14 protein-coding genes are annotated in these 16,722 nt (G+C 60.0%); 5 read left to right on the top strand and 9 right to left on the bottom strand.

The features are described from left to right. Nucleotides 1-10 precede the first annotated feature (10 nt). From ACPYOP_RS08855 to ACPYOP_RS08840, 4 genes are all read right to left on the bottom strand, one after another. Nucleotides 11-1,156, bottom strand: coding sequence for an ABC transporter ATP-binding protein (locus ACPYOP_RS08855; RefSeq protein WP_481410015.1), 1,146 nt, complete (start codon nucleotides 1,154-1,156; stop codon nucleotides 11-13). A 57-nt stretch (nucleotides 1,157-1,213) separates the two neighbouring features. After that, a complete protein-coding gene (locus ACPYOP_RS08850) occupies nucleotides 1,214-2,065 on the bottom strand; it encodes a carbohydrate ABC transporter permease (protein WP_481410014.1) in 852 nt (283 codons plus the stop codon). Continuing rightward, on the bottom strand, nucleotides 2,065-2,949 hold the full coding sequence (locus ACPYOP_RS08845; protein WP_481410013.1) for a carbohydrate ABC transporter permease: 885 nt from the start codon (nucleotides 2,947-2,949) through the stop codon (nucleotides 2,065-2,067). Before ACPYOP_RS08845 ends, ACPYOP_RS08850 begins: the two co-directional genes overlap by 1 nt. Before the next feature lie 64 nt (nucleotides 2,950-3,013). After that, nucleotides 3,014-4,285, bottom strand: coding sequence for an ABC transporter substrate-binding protein (locus tag ACPYOP_RS08840; RefSeq protein ID WP_481410012.1), 1,272 nt, complete (start codon nucleotides 4,283-4,285; stop codon nucleotides 3,014-3,016). A 275-nt stretch (nucleotides 4,286-4,560) separates the two neighbouring features. Between ACPYOP_RS08840 and ACPYOP_RS08835 the strand changes: the two genes are divergently transcribed. Together ACPYOP_RS08835 and ACPYOP_RS08830 are read left to right on the top strand one after the other, a co-directional pair. Further along, entirely contained in the window at nucleotides 4,561-5,766 is a 1,206-nt protein-coding gene (locus tag ACPYOP_RS08835; RefSeq protein WP_481410061.1) for an ROK family transcriptional regulator, read from the top strand. A gap of 653 nt (nucleotides 5,767-6,419) precedes the next feature. Then, entirely contained in the window at nucleotides 6,420-7,616 is a 1,197-nt protein-coding gene (locus ACPYOP_RS08830; RefSeq protein ID WP_481410011.1) for an oxidoreductase, read from the top strand. A gap of 203 nt (nucleotides 7,617-7,819) precedes the next feature. On the opposite strand, the gene ACPYOP_RS08825 is transcribed toward ACPYOP_RS08830, so the two are convergent. The 5 genes from ACPYOP_RS08825 to ACPYOP_RS08805 are packed head-to-tail and all read right to left on the bottom strand — an operon-like array spanning nucleotide 7,820 to nucleotide 12,781. Next, nucleotides 7,820-8,434, bottom strand: coding sequence for a DJ-1/PfpI family protein (locus ACPYOP_RS08825; protein WP_481410010.1), 615 nt, complete (start codon nucleotides 8,432-8,434; stop codon nucleotides 7,820-7,822). A 59-nt stretch (nucleotides 8,435-8,493) separates the two neighbouring features. Further along, a complete protein-coding gene (locus ACPYOP_RS08820; RefSeq protein ID WP_481410009.1) occupies nucleotides 8,494-9,444 on the bottom strand; it encodes a substrate-binding domain-containing protein in 951 nt (316 codons plus the stop codon). 55 nt (nucleotides 9,445-9,499) lie between these two features. After that, nucleotides 9,500-10,492 (bottom strand): ABC transporter permease, encoded by a 993-nt coding sequence (locus ACPYOP_RS08815; RefSeq protein WP_481410008.1) that lies wholly within the window; start codon nucleotides 10,490-10,492, stop codon nucleotides 9,500-9,502. Beyond that, on the bottom strand, nucleotides 10,489-12,057 hold the full coding sequence (locus tag ACPYOP_RS08810; RefSeq protein ID WP_481410060.1) for a sugar ABC transporter ATP-binding protein: 1,569 nt from the start codon (nucleotides 12,055-12,057) through the stop codon (nucleotides 10,489-10,491). Before ACPYOP_RS08810 ends, ACPYOP_RS08815 begins: the two co-directional genes overlap by 4 nt. Before the next feature lie 22 nt (nucleotides 12,058-12,079). After that, the gene (locus tag ACPYOP_RS08805) at nucleotides 12,080-12,781 is read right to left on the bottom strand and encodes a GntR family transcriptional regulator (RefSeq protein ID WP_481410007.1); all 702 of its coding nucleotides are present in this window, start codon (nucleotides 12,779-12,781) and stop codon (nucleotides 12,080-12,082) included. 338 nt (nucleotides 12,782-13,119) lie between these two features. On the opposite strand from ACPYOP_RS08805, the gene ACPYOP_RS08800 reads away from it, so the two are divergent. The 3 genes from ACPYOP_RS08800 to ACPYOP_RS08790 are packed head-to-tail and all read left to right on the top strand — an operon-like array spanning nucleotide 13,120 to nucleotide 16,697. Next, nucleotides 13,120-14,346 carry an iron-containing alcohol dehydrogenase gene (locus ACPYOP_RS08800; protein WP_481410006.1) on the top strand — a complete coding sequence of 409 codons (1,227 nt, stop codon included), beginning with the start codon at nucleotides 13,120-13,122 and terminating at the stop codon, nucleotides 14,344-14,346. Nucleotides 14,347-14,362: 16 nt separating this feature from the next. Next, entirely contained in the window at nucleotides 14,363-15,850 is a 1,488-nt protein-coding gene (locus ACPYOP_RS08795) for an NAD-dependent succinate-semialdehyde dehydrogenase (protein ID WP_481410005.1), read from the top strand. Between the two features lie 16 nt (nucleotides 15,851-15,866). Beyond that, entirely contained in the window at nucleotides 15,867-16,697 is an 831-nt protein-coding gene (locus tag ACPYOP_RS08790) for an alpha/beta hydrolase (RefSeq protein ID WP_481410004.1), read from the top strand. Nucleotides 16,698-16,722 lie beyond the last annotated feature (25 nt).

The following is a 16,722-nucleotide window of genomic DNA, read 5'->3' as shown; positions in this document are numbered from 1 at the left end:
TCCTGAACTGTTATTTATCGAGAATTGGCTTGCGGACGGTGATGGTCCGCTCGTCCTGGCCGGAGAAAAGGTAGATTTCCTTGGGATCGAGGCTGAGATCGATGGGCGCATCGTTGGCAATGCCGGTAACATGGCCGATCTGCACAGTGATGTTGCCGGTGCCGCTTTCAGAGCCGATGCATTGCAGCGCGCCGGCATCGACATAGAGAATGGTCTCCCGCCCGAGATGCTCGACGAGGCGGACGTGGCCGGAAATCGGCGCATTGACCGATTGGGCCTCAGCAACGGAGATGTTCTCGGGCCGGATGCCAAGGGTGAGCTTTTCTCCCTGCCGAACCTCACAAGCGGGCGCGAGATCGACGGCAACCGGCGCAAGGCCGGGCGCGGAGACGGTCACGCCATGTCCGGAGACCTGATCGACGCTCACGGTGAAGAAATTCATCCGCGGCGCGCCGAGAAAGCCCGCCACAAAGAGATTTTCCGGATTGCGATAGAGTTCCAGCGGCGAACCCACCTGCTCGATGATGCCGCGGTTGAGCACTACGATCCGGCTTGCCATCGTCATGGCCTCGACCTGATCATGCGTGACATAGACCATGGTCGCGCCGAGCTCGGCATGCAGGCTGCTCAACTCGACGCGCATCTGCGTGCGCAATGCCGCATCGAGATTGGAGAGCGGCTCGTCGAACAGGAAAACGTCCGGGGAGCGGGTGATGGCGCGGCCGATCGCAACGCGCTGGCGCTGGCCGCCCGATAGCTGCTTCGGCCGCTTGTCGAGCTGATCGGTGATCCTCAGGATCTTGGCGGCGCGGGCTACCGCCGCATTGATCTCCGCCTTCGGCCGTTTGGCCATGCGCAGGCCGAAGCCCATATTCTCGGCGACGGTCATATGCGGATAGAGCGCGTAGGACTGGAACACCATGGCGATGCCGCGCTCGCCCGGCTCGGCCGTGGTGACATCGCGGTCGTTGATGAGGATTTGACCGGAAGAGATCGTCTCCAGCCCGGCGATCGACTTCAGCAATGTCGACTTGCCGCAGCCCGAGGGGCCGACCATGACGATGAACTCGCCCTGCTCGACGGAAAGATCGATACCGCGCAGCGCATGATAGGCGCCGTAATTCTTATTGATATGGCGTAGTTCGAGACTGATCATGCTTCTAGGCTCGCAAGGAAAGGATTGCACTGAGGGCGGATATGGCGGATGGAATACTCATCCCTTAACAGCGCCCATGGTGAGCCCGGCAATGAAATGCCGCTGCATCAGGAAGAACATGACCACCGGCGGCACCGCGACGACGATGGTACCGGCGGAGATCAGGTTCCAGGCGGAGACCCATTCGCCGCGCAGGTTGGCAAGTCCGGCCGTGACGGGCTTTACCGTATCGCTGATGGTCAGCACCACGGCCCAGAAGTAATCGTTCCACACGAAGGTGAAGATCAGGATCGCGAGCGCTGCCAGTGCCGGGCGCACGAGAGGCACGACGACGTGAACCAGCGTCTGGAAAGGCGTCGCTCCCTCCGCTCTTGCGGCCTGGAACAGCTCATCGGGCAGAGCGGCGATGAAGTTGCGCATAAACAGCGTCGCAAAGCCCGTCTGGAAGGCAATGTGGAAAATGATCAGCGCCACGGGGGTGTCGTAGAGGCCGATGCGCACCATCAGATCGCGCACGGGGATCATCATAATCTGATAGGGCAGGAAATTGCCGCCGACGAACAGGGCAAAGACCAGCATGTTGCCACGGAAGCGATAGCGCGCCAGCACGAAGCCGGCAAGCGTGCTTAAGGTCAGTACGCCGAGGACGGCTGGCAGGGTGATCATCAGGCTGTTGAGGAAATAGCGTGCCATCGGCGTCTGGGTGAAGACGGACGTATAATTCTCCACCAGGCCGAACTGCGTCGGCCAGCCCCAGAGGTTGCCGCCCATGACATCCTGCGTCGAGCGGAACGACGTCAGGATGATGGCAAACAGCGGGCAGAGCCAGAGGATCAGGATGGCGAGTACGGCAATGAAATAGAAGCGACGCCGCCAGATGGCATCTTCGGCAATTGGGCGCGGATACATCAGGCCCCTCTTTCTTCGATGCGGATGATGCGGGTGAGATACCAGACGATGAACGCCGCCATGATCACGAACAGGACCGAGGCGATCGCAGCGCCGTAGCCGAAGCGATAGGAGAAGATCGATTGCTCGAACATCTGGTAGGCAAGCACTTCAGACGAGCCGAAGGGACCGCCCTGCGTCATGACCGAAACCATGTCGAACGAGCGCAGCGCGCCGACGACGGTGACGGCGATCGCGATGAAGGTGACCTGCGTCAGCTGCGGCAGGACGATGTGGCGCAGCATGTTCAAGCCCCTTGCCCCATCGACGCGGCCGGCGCCGATCAGCTCCTCGCTGAGATTGTTCAATCCCGCGAGATAGAGCACCATGCAGAAGGCGATCTGCGGCCAGAGCGCTGCAATCACGATCGCGAAGGTGACGAAATGCTCGTCCGACAGAACAGCGGGTGCCGTCGCACCGAAAAAGCCGAAGACCAGCGCCAGCAAACCAAGTTGCGGCGTATAGACCCAGGTGAAGACGACGCCGACGGCGACCGAGGCCAGCACCAGCGGAATGAAGAAAAGCGACTTCATGAACCGCATGCCGCGGATCTTCTGGTTGACCAATAGGGCGATCGCCAGCCCAAGCGGCGGTGCTGCCATGAACATGACCAGCCAGATGATGTTGTTCTTCAACGAGACATAGAATTGCGGGTCGTTGAACAGCTCGACATAATTGCCGAAGCCGATCCAGACCATCGGGCTGAAGCCATCCCATTCGTGCAGGCTGATCCAGAGACTTTCGATCGCCGACCACAGGATCACGACCGAAAAGAGAACGGCCGCGGGCAATATCAACAAAGTCGGGGTGAGCCACCAGCGATGGCGACGCCAAAATCTCATCATCTTATCCTCTTTTGGTATGGGCAGGCGGAGCAGCAGCCCCGCCTGCCGGTCGCTGGGAGGAAGGTCAGATCTTGTAGATACGCTTGCGCGTACCTTCGAGCCGCTTCAGGATCGCATCGCGCCGTTCGGGCTTTGCCATGAACTCCTGGAAGCCGACGAGGCCGGCCTGGGCCATGTCGGGATCGCTGTCACGGTCGTAATATTGCGAGGTCCCCTGTACCGTCTTCAGCGTTTCGACGGCTGCGTTGACGAGCGGGTCCTTGCTCGGCGGCAGGTCGTTGCGGGGCGGCACGTTGCCGCCGGGCTCCAGATAGGGGCCGAGATTTTCCGGCCGATAGAAATAGGCGAGGAATTCGCGCGCACCCTGCTTGTTCTTGGCATTGGCCGGGATATGCACCGAATTCAACGAGAATTCCTCGAAACGGCCGATCTTCGGATCGATCGTCGGGAAGGGAGCGAAAGCCAGCTGGTCGAGCTCTTCTTTCGGGAAAGTGGAGCGGACGAAGGCGCCGAGATTCATCATGCCGGCCTTCTTTTGCGACAGCAGCGCACCCGCCTCCTGCCAACCGAAGGATGTATTGTTCGGCGTGAAGAAATCCTGCTTGATCAGGGTTTCCCACATGTCGAACACCGGCTTCAGCGCCGGATCGAGATAGCTCATCTCGCCGTTCATCAGTGCCATGTGCTTGTCGAGACCGTTTATGCGCAGGTTCATCTGATCGAACCACCCGGCGGCAGGCCACAATTCCTTTGTGCCCATCGCGACCGGGGTCAGATTGGCGCTCTTGCATTTCGCGCCATAGGCGAGGAAGTCGTCCCAGCTCGCCGGCACAGCGGTGCCGAGCTGGGCGAAGACGTCCTTGCGATAGAACATGCCCCAGAGCGTGCCGCCCGTCGGCAGACCGTACTGCTTGCCATCGACCGTGACCGAACCGGCCGCCGCGCCAAGGACATCCTTGTATTTCTCTTTTTCGAAGAGATCGGAGATGTCGTCGAACAGGCCGCGCTTGACGAAGGCACGCATGCGGTTTCCCGAGAACCAGAAGCAGATGTCGGGCGCACCGGCGACCAGATAATTGCGGATTGCGGTTTTGTGCGCCTCGTGATCCATATTGTTGACCACGACCTTGACGCCGGCCTGCTTGCCGAAATCCTCCGCCATCTTGCGCAGGATCGCCAGTGCATCGGCGTTATTCTCGTCGGAAATAATGTTGATGTCCTGCGCCTGCGCAATGGCTGGCATGGGAAAACCGGTGAGCGCTGCGGCGGAAACCGCCCCTGCCCCCTTCAAAAAATTGCGCCGGCTCGCCGGCCTTCCAAGCAAATTGAACGTCATTTGAACTCCTCCCGTTGTGGTATCTATCCTCGTCCGTAGCCAGCGAACCGGACGGAATGCGCGGCGGACACCCCTCTTGCCCCCTACGCGATGGTCGCAACAAACCTGCCGCCGCAATGCATTTGCACCGCCCGGAACCATCGGTTCGAGAAACCTTGTCCTATTGCTGACTTCTTCGTGCTTGCGCACATGCCGGATGTTGATCGACAAGTGAAGTTATGCATAAGTCAGAAACGGACGCAATAATTAATTTACAAAATTAAGAAATGGAAATCGTGAAGCTGAAAGGCGACCAGAGCACGTCGCGGGCTCTCAACCGGCGGCTCATCCTTAACCTTCTGCGGCAGGAAGGGCCGAAAAGCCGTGCCGAAATCGCAACGATCACCGGCCTCAGTCCAGCGGCCGTCACCTTCGTCATTGCCGATCTGATCGAGGAAGGCCATGTCGCCGAAGGCAAGGCCGTGGCCGGGCTTTCGGGCCGGCGCCCCATACCCGTCGAGATCAATTACGCCAACGGCTTGGCGATCGGCTTCAAGCTGATGGTCGGCTCGGTCGAATGCGTCGTCACCGATCTTGCAACCAACCCGCTCGCCTCCTGCCGCTTGTCCCTTGACGACAACGAGCCGGAAAACGTTGCAACGACGCTGGCTAAAGCCGTGCCTGAGCTCGTCAAGGCCGCGGGGCGTCCTCACGCGCGACTGGCAGGCATTGGCGTTTCGATGCCCGGCGTCATTGACAACGGCCAGGCCGTCTGCGTGCGCAGCTTTCGTTTCAAGTGGAACAATGTGCCTTTCGCATCGATGGTCGCGCAGAAGGTCAAGGTACCGGTCTGGCTTGAGGACGACACGAATGCCTATGCCATCGCCCAACAGCTTTTTGGCCCGGGAAGGCAGCATCGCAATATGGCCGTGCTTGCGATCGGCGTCGGCATCAGCTGCGCCGTCATCGTCGATGGAAAGCTCTACCGCGGCGCCCATGGCGCGGCCGGCAAATTCGGCCATACCTTGCATGAGGAGAACGGCCGGCTTTGCGAATGCGGCAAGCGCGGCTGCCTGATGGCCTATTATTCCGAACCGGCCATGCTGCGCGCATGGCGCGAGGCGACCAAGCGAGACGACCACCATAACCTTTCCGACATGCTGGAATCAGCAAAAGCAGGAGATGCGGAAGTCAACAGGATCCTGCGCGACGCAGGAGCCGGGATCGGCACGGCGCTCGCCAATCTCGTCAACATCACCGACCCCGAAGTCATCGTCGTCGGAGGCGAGGCCGTTTCGTTCGGCGACACTCTTTTCGGTCCCCTGGCAGCCAGCATGGCCGCCCGCACCTTCTTCGCCTCGCCGCCTCTTCTGCCCGATTGGGAAGACAATTCCTGGGCGCGCGGCGCCGCCGCCCTCGTCACCCAGAAATTTTTCGACTTCGAAACAGCGGACGGAACAACCGGATTGAGTGAGCCGCTCCCGCCAGCCTACTTCGCATGATCGGACGCCTGGAGAGGCGGCTCGAGCATCGGCTCGGTGATACCGAGCGAAAAACTATAGCCGCTTGCTTTCGGGCGAGGCGAGCCACGTTGCGAAACTATCGGCCCACAACAGCGGCCGCGGCGAGGATGGCAGCTCCATCAGATACTCCCGCTACCGATCGTTCGGTCGAGCTTACGATCGTCGGAAATTGTATCTGCCGAATTTCAAGAAGGCCGCGATTAGGTATCCCACTGTACAAGACCCGAACGGAACGGGATTGGACCGGCGGCGGGGGCGTCAATGACCGTCTTTGTTCCTGGGATCAAGTCGAAAAATGATCCACATGCCAGCTGATATCAGAAACACGCTGAACACATTCCATACGAAGAAAATCGGAAGGCCAAAGACTTTCCCGTCACTATTGCAAATGACATTTCCGGCAAAAACCAAGGAGACAAGAACGACGACGAACACTCCCCTCATCGCGTGCTCTCCAAGAAAATTCTGAATTTATGCCTGCAATTCAGCATGGATATCTTCCGGTAAAAGAAAACTTAGCAGCTTGAACCTTCATTGAAATCGGCCTCTCCCCTTTGTCGCGTCCGCCCGACATGACGGCCCATGCCGCTCCGCCGGGCTCCCTTGTTTACTCCGCATCAACGGAAGTCGAAATGCTTCCGAGCGGGATCGCGATGCGAGCAGCTTCCGCCCTGATCAAAGAAGTGCATCCGAAAAGCCGATGCTTCGTTTCAGATACGCAAAATTATGTTTCGTATGTAATGAAATGGGGGACCGCGAGACTTTCTGCTTTCCCAAGCTGCTCGACGCCGAGATTTGGACGGCACGCCAAAAGCCAAGCAGGCAGCAACGCCACGCGTCAAATCGACATCTCGGCCTTACATTGTATCGATCTGTATCGCCGAGCGGAGACGTTACAAAACGTTTCTAATGGATTGCTTTATGAAATAGACCAGATACATCTTCGTACGATCCTCCGGCACATAAACAATACCTACATCAAGGAGTATCGCATGCAGCAGTGTTGGCTTGTGACCGGCAGTTCCAGAGGCATGGGTCGGGCTCTGGTGCAGGCCGCCCTGGAGGCCGGGCACAAAGTGATCGCGACCGCGCGAAACATCGATCAACTGTCGGACCTTTCGGAGCAATTCGGCGACAGGATCATTCTTTGTCCTCTCGACGTTACGGACGCCGCTGCCGCCTCAGCGGCGGTGCAGCAAGCCGTGGTGGATTTCGGCCGCCTTGATGTCGTCGTCAACAATGCCGGTTACGGCAACGTCAATTCGATCGAGGACGCCAGTCTCGCCGACATTCGACGTGAAATCGAGACCAATCTTTTCGGGACCATCATTGTCACGAAAGCGGCGATCCCGGTCTTCAGGAAGCAAAGGAGCGGACACTTCGTGAACTTTTCGTCCGTCGGCGGTCGACTTGGCGCACCAGGGCGCGCCGCATATTCGGCCGCCAAATGGGGAGTGGAAGGCTTCTCGGAAGTTCTGGCAAAAGAGATGGCGCTCTTTGGCGTCAAGGTGACGATTGTTGAACCAGGCGGCTTTCGAACGGACTTTGCCGGTTCCTCGACCAGGTTGAACGAAGGGCATTCGGAATATGATGCCGTCGTCGGCGCGGCTGCGCGTGGTCAGCGAGCGTATAACGGTCGCCAGCCCGGCGATCCCAGCAAAGCGGCCCGGGCGATATTGCAGATTGCCCAATCCAGCTCTCCTCCGCTCAGGCTGACTCTCGGCAGCGACGCGATCAAGGCCATTCGCGCCGCCAGCGAAATGCGGCGGGTGGAACTGAACGCCTGGGAGACGCTGACCGTATCGACCGACTTCGAGGCCGGTGAGTAAACCTATCGTCGCTTTGGCTTCGTTAATGCATCGATCTCCGCATTGCCATTGCAATCACTTTTCCGAAGACATGCGGCAGCCGTTTCAGATGCCAGCATCCAGCAGGTGAGCGTCTCCCGCGGATGCTCGATCCAGATGATGGCCGACCAGCTCGATCGGCCATCATTATCCTTCGGCCATGCCTGATCGAGGCAGAATGGGGATCAGGCGGCCCTTGCCACGTCCTCGCTATGACGGATCTCCGTCCCCAGCACCTTCAGGCATTCCCTGATGAAGGCTGCCAAGGCGGTCCACCCTTTCGCCGACACCATCGTGCCATCGACATATGCTTCGGTTGGCGAGAGATCGATGTAGGTGCCTCCGGCGAGCGTGACCTCTGGCTCGCATGCCCCAAGAGCGCCGACCTTCTTGCCCCGCACCACGCCGTCTACCGCGATCAGGATCTGAACGCCGTGGCAGATGGTGAAGATCGGCTTCTGCCTTTCATGGAAGTGCCGGACGATCGCCTGCACCCGCTTGTCGGTCCGGATGTACTCGGGACCGCGACCGCCCGCAGCATAAACTGCGTGGTATTGCTCGAGCTGCGCCTCGGCTTCCGAAAATGTCTTGTTGATCGTAAAGAAGTGGCCGAGCTTCTCGGTATAGGTCTGGTCGCCTTCGAAATCGTGCAGCGAGGTCTTGATAAGGTCGCCTGCCTTCTTATCCGGGCAGATCACATGGACGGTATGTCCCACGGCTTCCATCGCCTGCTGAAAGACGAAGATTTCGTATTCCTCGGTGAACTCACCGGTCAGCATCAGTATCTTCTTGCCTGGCATGATTTGCTCCTCTTGCTTCATGCGGCGGGGCGGCGAGCGCCCCGATGTTGAGTTTAGTGTCAGAACGGGGAATCCGGGAAATAGTATTCCTTGGCATTCTCCTTGGTAATCAGCGGCGCGGCGAGCTTGACGGCGCCGCGCACCGGGGCCTGGCCAACGAGATTTGCCACGGTCATGTAGATCGCGGTCTTGATCATCGCCGGGGGATAGGGCGTCTCGACCGGTGTCATCGCGTCGCCGTCGATAACCTTCTTGATGATATCCTTCATGCCGTTGCCACCGAGTGCCAGCTTGATATCCTTGCGGCCGGATTCCTTCACGGCTTCAAGCACGCCCAGGAGCATGTCGTCATCATTCGCCCAAACGGCGTCGATCTGGGGATACTTGGCGAGGTAATCCTGCATCAGCTTGAAGGCTTCGTCGCTGTTCCAGTTGGCATACTGAATGTCCAGCACCTTGAGGTCCGTTCCCTTGATGGCCTCCTGGAATCCCTGGATGCGTTCGTCGTCGATAACAGTGGGAATGCCGCGGAGAACCACGAGATTTCCCTTGCCGCCGAGCTTTTCGATCATGAACTTCGCCGTGTTGCGACCAACGGCGATGTTGTCGCCGGCGAGATAGAGGTCCTGGATCGTCGGGTCGTTCAGGCCGCGGTCGACGACCGTGATGAAGGTCCCGGCGTCCTTGACGGCCTTGACCGGAGTCGTCAGTTCTTCCGACGTGTAAGGCAGTATGACAAGGGCGTCGAGTTTGCGCCCCGCGGAAAGATCTTCCAGAGCGCTCACCTGAGCCGTCGCGGATGGCGAGGTCTTCACGACGACTTCGACATTCGGAAATGCGGCGTTGATTTCCTTGGCGGCCGCCTGCGCATGATACACTATTCCGGCTGTCCACCCGTGGTCCGCCGCCGGGATCGAAACCGCGACGACCTTCTTGTCGGCAGCCAGCGCTTGAGCGGCGACCAGCAAGCTTCCCACGGCCGCAGCCGCGATCCATTTCCTACTAGACATTCATTCCTCCCAGAATTGGACCCACAATCATGAACTCGCGCGGTCCTGACACGAGCTATTTCGAGAACCTCTGAATAAGCATTGCGATGATGATGATGACGCCCTGGACGCCAGCCACGAGATATTCCGAGACGAAGTCGGAGAGCACCATCAGGTTGGCGATCAGTTCGAGAATGACGGCGCCGGCAACGGTCCCCCACACATGCCCCTTGCCTCCACGCAAGGCGGTTCCGCCAATGACCACGGCTGTGATGACCTGCAACTCCCAAAGAACGCCCGTCGTCGGCGTCGCGGCGCCGAGGCGCGGCACGTAGCAAATAGCGGCGACGGCGACACACGCGCCCTGGATTGCGTAGGCGATCGTGCGCGTCTTGACGATCGAGATGCCGGAATAACGGGCGACATCTTCGTTGGCGCCGACCGCGGCGCATTTCCTGCCGTATTTCATCTTGTAAAGGACGAAGGAGGCAATCGCCGCGACCGCGATCGAGATGACGATCGGGAGCGGTATGCCGCCAAGCGTGCCGAAATAGACGGGCCGATAGGCGTCGCGCAGGCCGCGATCGATCGGAATCGTGCCACCGTCGGACATGTAGGTGATCAACGCCCTGAATATTCCCATCGTGCCGAGAGTTGCAATGAACGGCTCGATCTTCCCGATGGTTACGATCAGACCGTTCATGAGGCCGCAGAGCGTCCCGGCCACAATCGCCACCGCTATGCCGGCCGGGATTGCCAGGACGCCCCAGTCGGGCGCCATCCGGTTCATGAACATGATCGTTATGCCGGTGATGAACGCCGCCATCGAGCCGACTGACAGGTCCAGACCACCAGACGAGATCACGAAGGTCGCGCCGACGGCGATAATGGCGATGAACGCACTTCGCGTAATCACGTTGCCGAGGTTGGTGGCCGAAAGGAAATCCGGGTTGATCGCAAACCCGATTACCATCAGCGCGAATAGCGCTATGAAAGGTCCGACGTCGGTCCAGCCGATATTCCATTCACGTTCCGGCCTGATCGGCGTTCCGCCTGTAATGACCGTCATTGTTTTCCTCCCTTGCCGCTTCCCGCGGCCGCGTCGCTCGTTGCCAGAAGCGCGACATCGTGTTCCGTCATCTGATCGCCCGAAACTTCGCCTGCAATGCGCCCCTCCCGCATCACCAGGATCCGATCGCAGATGCCGATCAGCTCCTGCATTTCCGAAGAGATGACGATGCAGGCCCTCCCCTCCGCCACAAGTCTCTGAATGAAGGCGTAGATCTGCGCCTTGTTGGCGATATCGATGCCGCGCGTCGGCTCATCGATGACGACGACCGAAGGGTTTGTGAGCAGCACCTTGGCAAGAAGCAGCTTCTGCTGATTGCCGCCGGAAAGCTGGCCTGCCTTGACGCCGAGGCTCTTCAGCCGGATGTCATATTCTCCGACTGCTTCGCTCAAGGCCGACTGCTCGCGGCGGCGATGCATCAAAAGACCCGGATGGAACCGGGCAAGAGCCGAAAGGGTCAGGTTCGGCGCGAGTTTTTCTTGAAGGAGGAGACCCTTGCCTTTGCGATCTTCCGTAAGGTAGCCGATACCGGCGTCCATCGCGGCGCGTGGTGAACGGATGTTGATGGGTCTGCCCTCGAGCTCGACCATACCCGTGGCCGGACGAAGTCCCATGATTCCTTCAAACAGTTCCGTGCGGCCGGCGCCGATCATCCCGGCGAAACCGAGGATCTCCGACTTGCGTGCCTGAAACGAGACGTCCTTGACGAACCCCGGAACCGACAGATTGCGAACCGTCAGCATCGGTTCGGCTAGGCCCGCGACCGTCTTTTCCGGATAGAGCGCCGCAAGCTCGCGACCGACCATGAGGCGGGCCATATCCATCTGGCTGAGAGTCCGGCCGGGATAGGTCCCGATCATTTTTCCGTCGCGCAGCACCGTGACCTTGTCGGCAAGCCGCTGCACCTCGTCCAGGCGGTGGCTGATGTAGAGGATGGCGGCACCAAGCTCCTTCAACTGCAGGATAATGGCCAGCAGTCTTTCGACCTCTTCGCCGGTAAGGACGGCGGTCGGCTCATCGAAGATGACGAGCTTGTAGTCGTCAAGCAGGGCGCGAGCGATCTGGACGAGCTGGCGATCGGCAAGCGAGATGTTGCGCACCAGCGCATTTGGCGACACGAGGCAGCCGAGCTCCGCGAGCTTCTCTGCAGCCAGACGCCGCATGGTGCGATCGTCGACTACACCGCCATGCATCAGCTCCCGACCAAGAAAAAGGTTCTCGGCAACCGTCAGCGCCTCAGCGAGCAGGATTTCCTGGTGGACCAGCACGATCCCGGCAGCCTGAGCCTGCTCCGGCCTGCTGAACCGGATCTGCCTGCCGGCGATCGAAAGCGCTCCCTCCGTCGGCTCGGCATAGCCCGACAGGAGGCGCATGAACGTCGACTTGCCGGCGCCGTTCTCCCCGATGATCGCGTGGATCTCGCCGGGAAGGATATCAAGCGTCACCTCCGACAGTACAGTCACGGCACCATATTGTTTCGAGAGACCTTCCGCGCGCAAGACGGGGCGTTCGATCTTGTCGTCGACTTGCGTCACGTCCGACCTCCCTGCTCTCTCGATGCTCATGACGTTGGACATCGACCGACCCTCAATCGAAGGCCGGCAGAAGCCGGTCCCGCGAATGCTCGAGATGGACCCGCATCGCCTTTTCGGCTGCCGACGCGTCACCGGCGGCAAACGCGGCCAGCAGGGCTTCGTGTTCGTCCAGCGCTTCCTCAGTCACGCGTGAATGGAACATCAGGCGGAAGATGTGGAAGTGGGTGTGCTGATGATTGAGCGTCTCGCGGATCAGCTCATTGCCGGCAAATTCCAGAATCCTGTCATGGAACACAGCGTCTTGCCGCGCGAAAGTCGAATAGCGCAGACGTTCATCACTGCCCTCACGGCGCCCCATCACGCCCGCCGCCTCTCTAAGGACGGCAAGCTTAGCTTCATCCATGGCGATCGCCGCTCTCGCGGCGCTGTCTGGCTCGAGAAGCAGCCGAAGCTGATAAAGTTCGTCGAAGCGGCGGCGGCTGATCTGCGGTGCGGCGCTGTAGCCGATGAGATGGGTCTTGACGACAAGACCCTCGCCTTCGAGCCGACCGAGCGCCTCGCGGATCGGAGTCTGCGAGACATTCAGCTCACGCACCAGATTGTCGACCGTGATCCGCGAGCCGGGCGCGATCTTCAGCGACATCAACTGCGCGAAAATCGCCTCATACACACTGCCGGCCAAGCTGTTGGCTCGCTGGATGAAACCGCTCGTATCGAGAACTTCGTTGGGCATCGTCTGATTTCTGCTCTGCATGTTTTTGCCTCTTGACACGAACAATCGCTAACACGATGCTCGACGATATGCAATCTAATATCCTATAGGATTTAATATTGGTGGCGAATGAGGGTTACGAGAGAAAGAGCGTTGCAAGCGGAGACCCCATTCAGCAAGGACGCGGTGCCGATCGACATCGGCACCCGACCCGAATTGCTGCATCACGTTGCTGTCTGTGCTTTCAAACAGGCTGAAGAAGGTGCTTCGACTCCTCGCCGGCATGCCCTCGCCGAGGGATTCGACATGCCGCCCAGGCTTTGGGGCGAATTGCACGCTCTATCCCTATCCAGCAAACCGATTGTCAAAGGACACGGACAATGACCCTCTTTGCCGCTATTCGGCTGCCCCAGGAAATTCTATTTGGCAAAGGACAGCGACATGCCTTGGCGAGCGTCGCCGCCAGATTGGGAAAACGCGCGCTGATCTGCACCGACGAACGGTTCGCCGCAACGGATGTCTTCGCCGAAATCGTCAAGGCTCTCGAAGAAGCATCGGTCGAGGCGTTGATTTACGACCACGTGCAGCCTGACGTTCCCCGCGACACGGTCGCGCTATGCATCGAGGACGCACGCAGCTTCCATCCGGAGATGGTGATCGGCATCGGCGGTGGAAGCTGCCTGGATATGGCGAAATGCGCGGCCCTGCTTCTGAGCCACGGAGGCCAGCTGCAGGACTATTATGGAGAATACAAGGTTCCAGGTCCTACCCTCCCCTTGATAGCCGTGCCGACCACGGCCGGCACGGGTTCGGAGGTGACGCCCGTCGCGGTGATCACCGATCCCGACCGGACCCTCAAGATCGGGATTTCCAGCCCGTATCTTATCGCCACGGTGGCGATCTGCGATCCGGAACTGACGATGTCCTGCCCGCCCGGATTGACGGCGGTCGCCGGTGCCGACGCCCTGACGCATGCCATTGAGGCATTCACGGCGGCACGGCGCGGCAGCGATCCTCTTCTGGCACAAAGGCACGTCTTCATCGGCAAGAGCGCGCTGACGGATCATTTCGCGCTGCTTGCCATCAGGCTTCTTGGGCGCAGCCTGGAGAAGGCCTGCACCGACGGCTCAGACGAGGATGCGCGGTCTGACGTGATGATGGGAGCACTGGCGGCCGGCTGCGCTTTCGGGACGGCCGGTACAGCCGCCGCTCACGCCATTCAATATCCCGCAGGCGCCCTCACCCACACGGCACATGGGCTCGGTGTTGCGACCATGATGCCTTACGTGATGAACTACAACCGCTCGGTCTCCGCCGTGGAGATGGCCGAGATTGGAGCAGCCCTCGGCATCGATAGCTCGACACGAAGCACGGATGAAATGGCCGAGGCCGCGATCGAAGAGATCCGCAGACTTTTCGCGTCGATCGGCATTACCCCAACGCTTGCCGATCTCGGGCTTTCCGCCGACAAGCTTGACTGGACCGCCGAACAGGCCCTCGGCATCGATAGGCTGATCAAGAACAATCCGAGACCCTTCGATCTCGACGCCATGAAGCGTCTTGTGCGCGCAGCTTACAACGGCGACCTCGCCGCTTCCGCCAACTAATCATCGGGAGAACCACATGACCATTGCCCCGCAAACGCCCCAGGCCGATCATCAACTGTCAGACGTTCGGGCGGCCGCCCTCGGCCTCTATATCGACGGCGGCTGGCGCCCGTCTTCGAGCGGGCAGATGATCGAAGTATTCGATCCCTCGACGGGGACTATGCTCACAACGGTTCCCGATGCCACCATCGAGGATGCGCGGGCAAGCATCGAGGCGGCGGCCGCGGCGGCCCCGGCGTGGCGTGCGACGCCGCCGCGCAAGCGATCGGAGATCCTGCGTCGTTGCTTCGAACTGATGATCGAACGCTCTGAACGTCTGGCAACCCTGATTTCGATGGAAAACGGCAAGGCCTTGCGCGACGCGCGCAGCGAAGTCGCCTATGCGGCCGAATTTTTCCGGTGGAATGCGGAGGAGGCCGTTCGCATAACCGGCGAATTTGGTATCGCGCCGTCCGGAACCAACAGGATTATCGTCGACTATCAGCCGATCGGCATCTGCCTGCTGATCACGCCCTGGAATTTCCCCGCCGCCATGGCAACCCGCAAGATCGCCCCCGCTCTGGCTGCCGGATGCACCGTGATTTTGAAGCCCGCCAGCGAGACGCCCCTGACGGCCTATGCTCTCGCCGCGCTCTACGAGGAAGCCGGCGTACCGGCCGGCGTCGTCAACGTGCTGACCACAAGCACGCCCGGACCCGTAACCTCGGAGGTCTTGGCGGATCCTCGCGTCAGGAAGCTGTCGTTTACCGGATCCACCGGCGTCGGCCGCCTTCTGCTGGCGGAGGCGGCCAAACACGTCGTTTCCTGCTCGATGGAATTGGGTGGCAACGCTCCTTTCCTCGTGTTCGATGATGCCGACCTCGAGGCGGCGCTGGATGGCGCCATGATCGCCAAGATGCGCAATGCCGGCGAAGCCTGCACCGCCGCGAACCGGTTCTATGTCCAATCGGGAATTTATGACGCTTTCGCGGAAGGCCTCACGAAGAGGATGAAGGCGCTGAAGGTTGGAGCGGGCGTCGATGCGCAGACCGAATGTGGCCCGATGATTACGCGTAAGGCCGTCGAGAAGATCGACCGCCTCGTCGAGGATTCCAAGGCGAAGGGCGCCCGCGTCCTCTGTGGCGGCGAAAAACCCGCGGATGCCGGCTTCTTCTATCCGCCGACCGTTCTTGCCGATGTTCCGGCCGGCTCCGAAATGGCCCATGAGGAAATCTTCGGACCTGTCGCGCCCCTTTATCGTTTTGAAGCCGAAGAAGAGGCCGTAAACCATGCCAACGATACAGAATACGGTCTTGCAGCCTACGTCTATACCGGTGATCTTGCCCGCGGGCTGCGCGTCGCCTCGGGGATCGAAGCGGGAATGATCGCCGTGAACAGGGGACTGGTTTCCGATCCGGCGGCACCCTTCGGCGGCGTGAAGCAGAGCGGGCTTGGGCGTGAAGGAGGTCAACACCACGGAATCGCTGAATTCATGGAAGCCAAATATATCGCAACCAGCTTCTGAACCGGAGGAGCGAATCTTGGAGACCGACCCGTTCCGCATCCGTGGCCATGTCGCGGAATTCGACACGATCGTGGAAGACATCGCCCAAGCGAGCGTCAGGACGCGGGCAACCCTGCCGATGGTGCCGGACGTGCCTTACGGAGAAACCGCCAGCGAAACCCTCGACATCTTCTTCCCGGAGGGCAACCGGCAGAACCTGCCCGTCCACCTCTTCATCCATGGCGGCTACTGGCGGATGTTTTCCAAGAAGGATTACTCCTATGTCGCCGATACCATTACCGGCGCCGGGGCAATCGCCGTCATTGTCGACTACGCGTTGATGCCGGGCGTCCGGATGAATGTGCTCGTTCAACAGATTCGCCGCGCAAAGAGATGGGTGCTGGAACGCATAGAATCCCACGGCGGCAATCCGGCTTGTCTGTCCGTCAGCGGTCATTCCGCCGGCGCCCATCTGGCAAGCTTCCTGTTTCACCGGGAGGCCGCGGGATCGAAAATTGCATCGGCATTGCTTCTCGGCGGCATCTATGACCTCAAACCGTTGCAAACCTCATTCCTCGATCGTGAAATCGGCATCACCGACCTCGAAGTCGCCTCGTTCTCGCCGCTCGCCCATACCTACGACGAGAACTGCCAGGTGGTTATCGCCGTCGGTACCGACGAGACGCCGCCTTTCCACAAACAGGCAGACGAAATTGCCGCCGTGATGGAGCAACAGGGACTCGGCGTCGTCAAGCGGGCGATCGTCGGCGGCAATCACATGAGCAGCGTTCGCGATCTTGGCGTCGCGGAAACCGAGACGGGCGCTCTGCTTGCGGGCGTGATTCGAGGAAAAGCGAAAATGCGCTAGAGCCGGATGATCTTAGGTCTGTTCG

The organism is Rhizobium sp. KNZ2-6A, assembly GCF_056755475.1.
This window is presented reverse-complemented; position numbering and strand designations above follow the sequence as displayed.

Excerpts from the sequence above, each read along its gene's own strand:
- ACPYOP_RS08855 (WP_481410015.1), bottom strand. The coding sequence starts at position 1,156 with ATGATCAGTCTCGAACTACGCCATATCAATAAGAATTACGGCGCCTAT.
- ACPYOP_RS08850 (WP_481410014.1), bottom strand. The coding sequence starts at position 2,065 with ATGTATCCGCGCCCAATTGCCGAAGATGCCATCTGGCGGCGTCGCTTC.
- ACPYOP_RS08845 (WP_481410013.1), bottom strand. The coding sequence starts at position 2,949 with ATGATGAGATTTTGGCGTCGCCATCGCTGGTGGCTCACCCCGACTTTG.
- ACPYOP_RS08840 (WP_481410012.1), bottom strand. The coding sequence starts at position 4,285 with ATGACGTTCAATTTGCTTGGAAGGCCGGCGAGCCGGCGCAATTTTTTG.
- ACPYOP_RS08830 (WP_481410011.1), top strand. The coding sequence starts at position 6,420 with ATGCTTCCGAGCGGGATCGCGATGCGAGCAGCTTCCGCCCTGATCAAA.
- ACPYOP_RS08825 (WP_481410010.1), bottom strand. The coding sequence starts at position 8,434 with ATGCCAGGCAAGAAGATACTGATGCTGACCGGTGAGTTCACCGAGGAA.
- ACPYOP_RS08820 (WP_481410009.1), bottom strand. The coding sequence starts at position 9,444 with ATGTCTAGTAGGAAATGGATCGCGGCTGCGGCCGTGGGAAGCTTGCTG.
- ACPYOP_RS08815 (WP_481410008.1), bottom strand. The coding sequence starts at position 10,492 with ATGACGGTCATTACAGGCGGAACGCCGATCAGGCCGGAACGTGAATGG.
- ACPYOP_RS08810 (WP_481410060.1), bottom strand. The coding sequence starts at position 12,057 with ATGAGCATCGAGAGAGCAGGGAGGTCGGACGTGACGCAAGTCGACGAC.
- ACPYOP_RS08805 (WP_481410007.1), bottom strand. The coding sequence starts at position 12,781 with ATGCAGAGCAGAAATCAGACGATGCCCAACGAAGTTCTCGATACGAGC.
- ACPYOP_RS08800 (WP_481410006.1), top strand. The coding sequence starts at position 13,120 with ATGACCCTCTTTGCCGCTATTCGGCTGCCCCAGGAAATTCTATTTGGC.
- ACPYOP_RS08795 (WP_481410005.1), top strand. The coding sequence starts at position 14,363 with ATGACCATTGCCCCGCAAACGCCCCAGGCCGATCATCAACTGTCAGAC.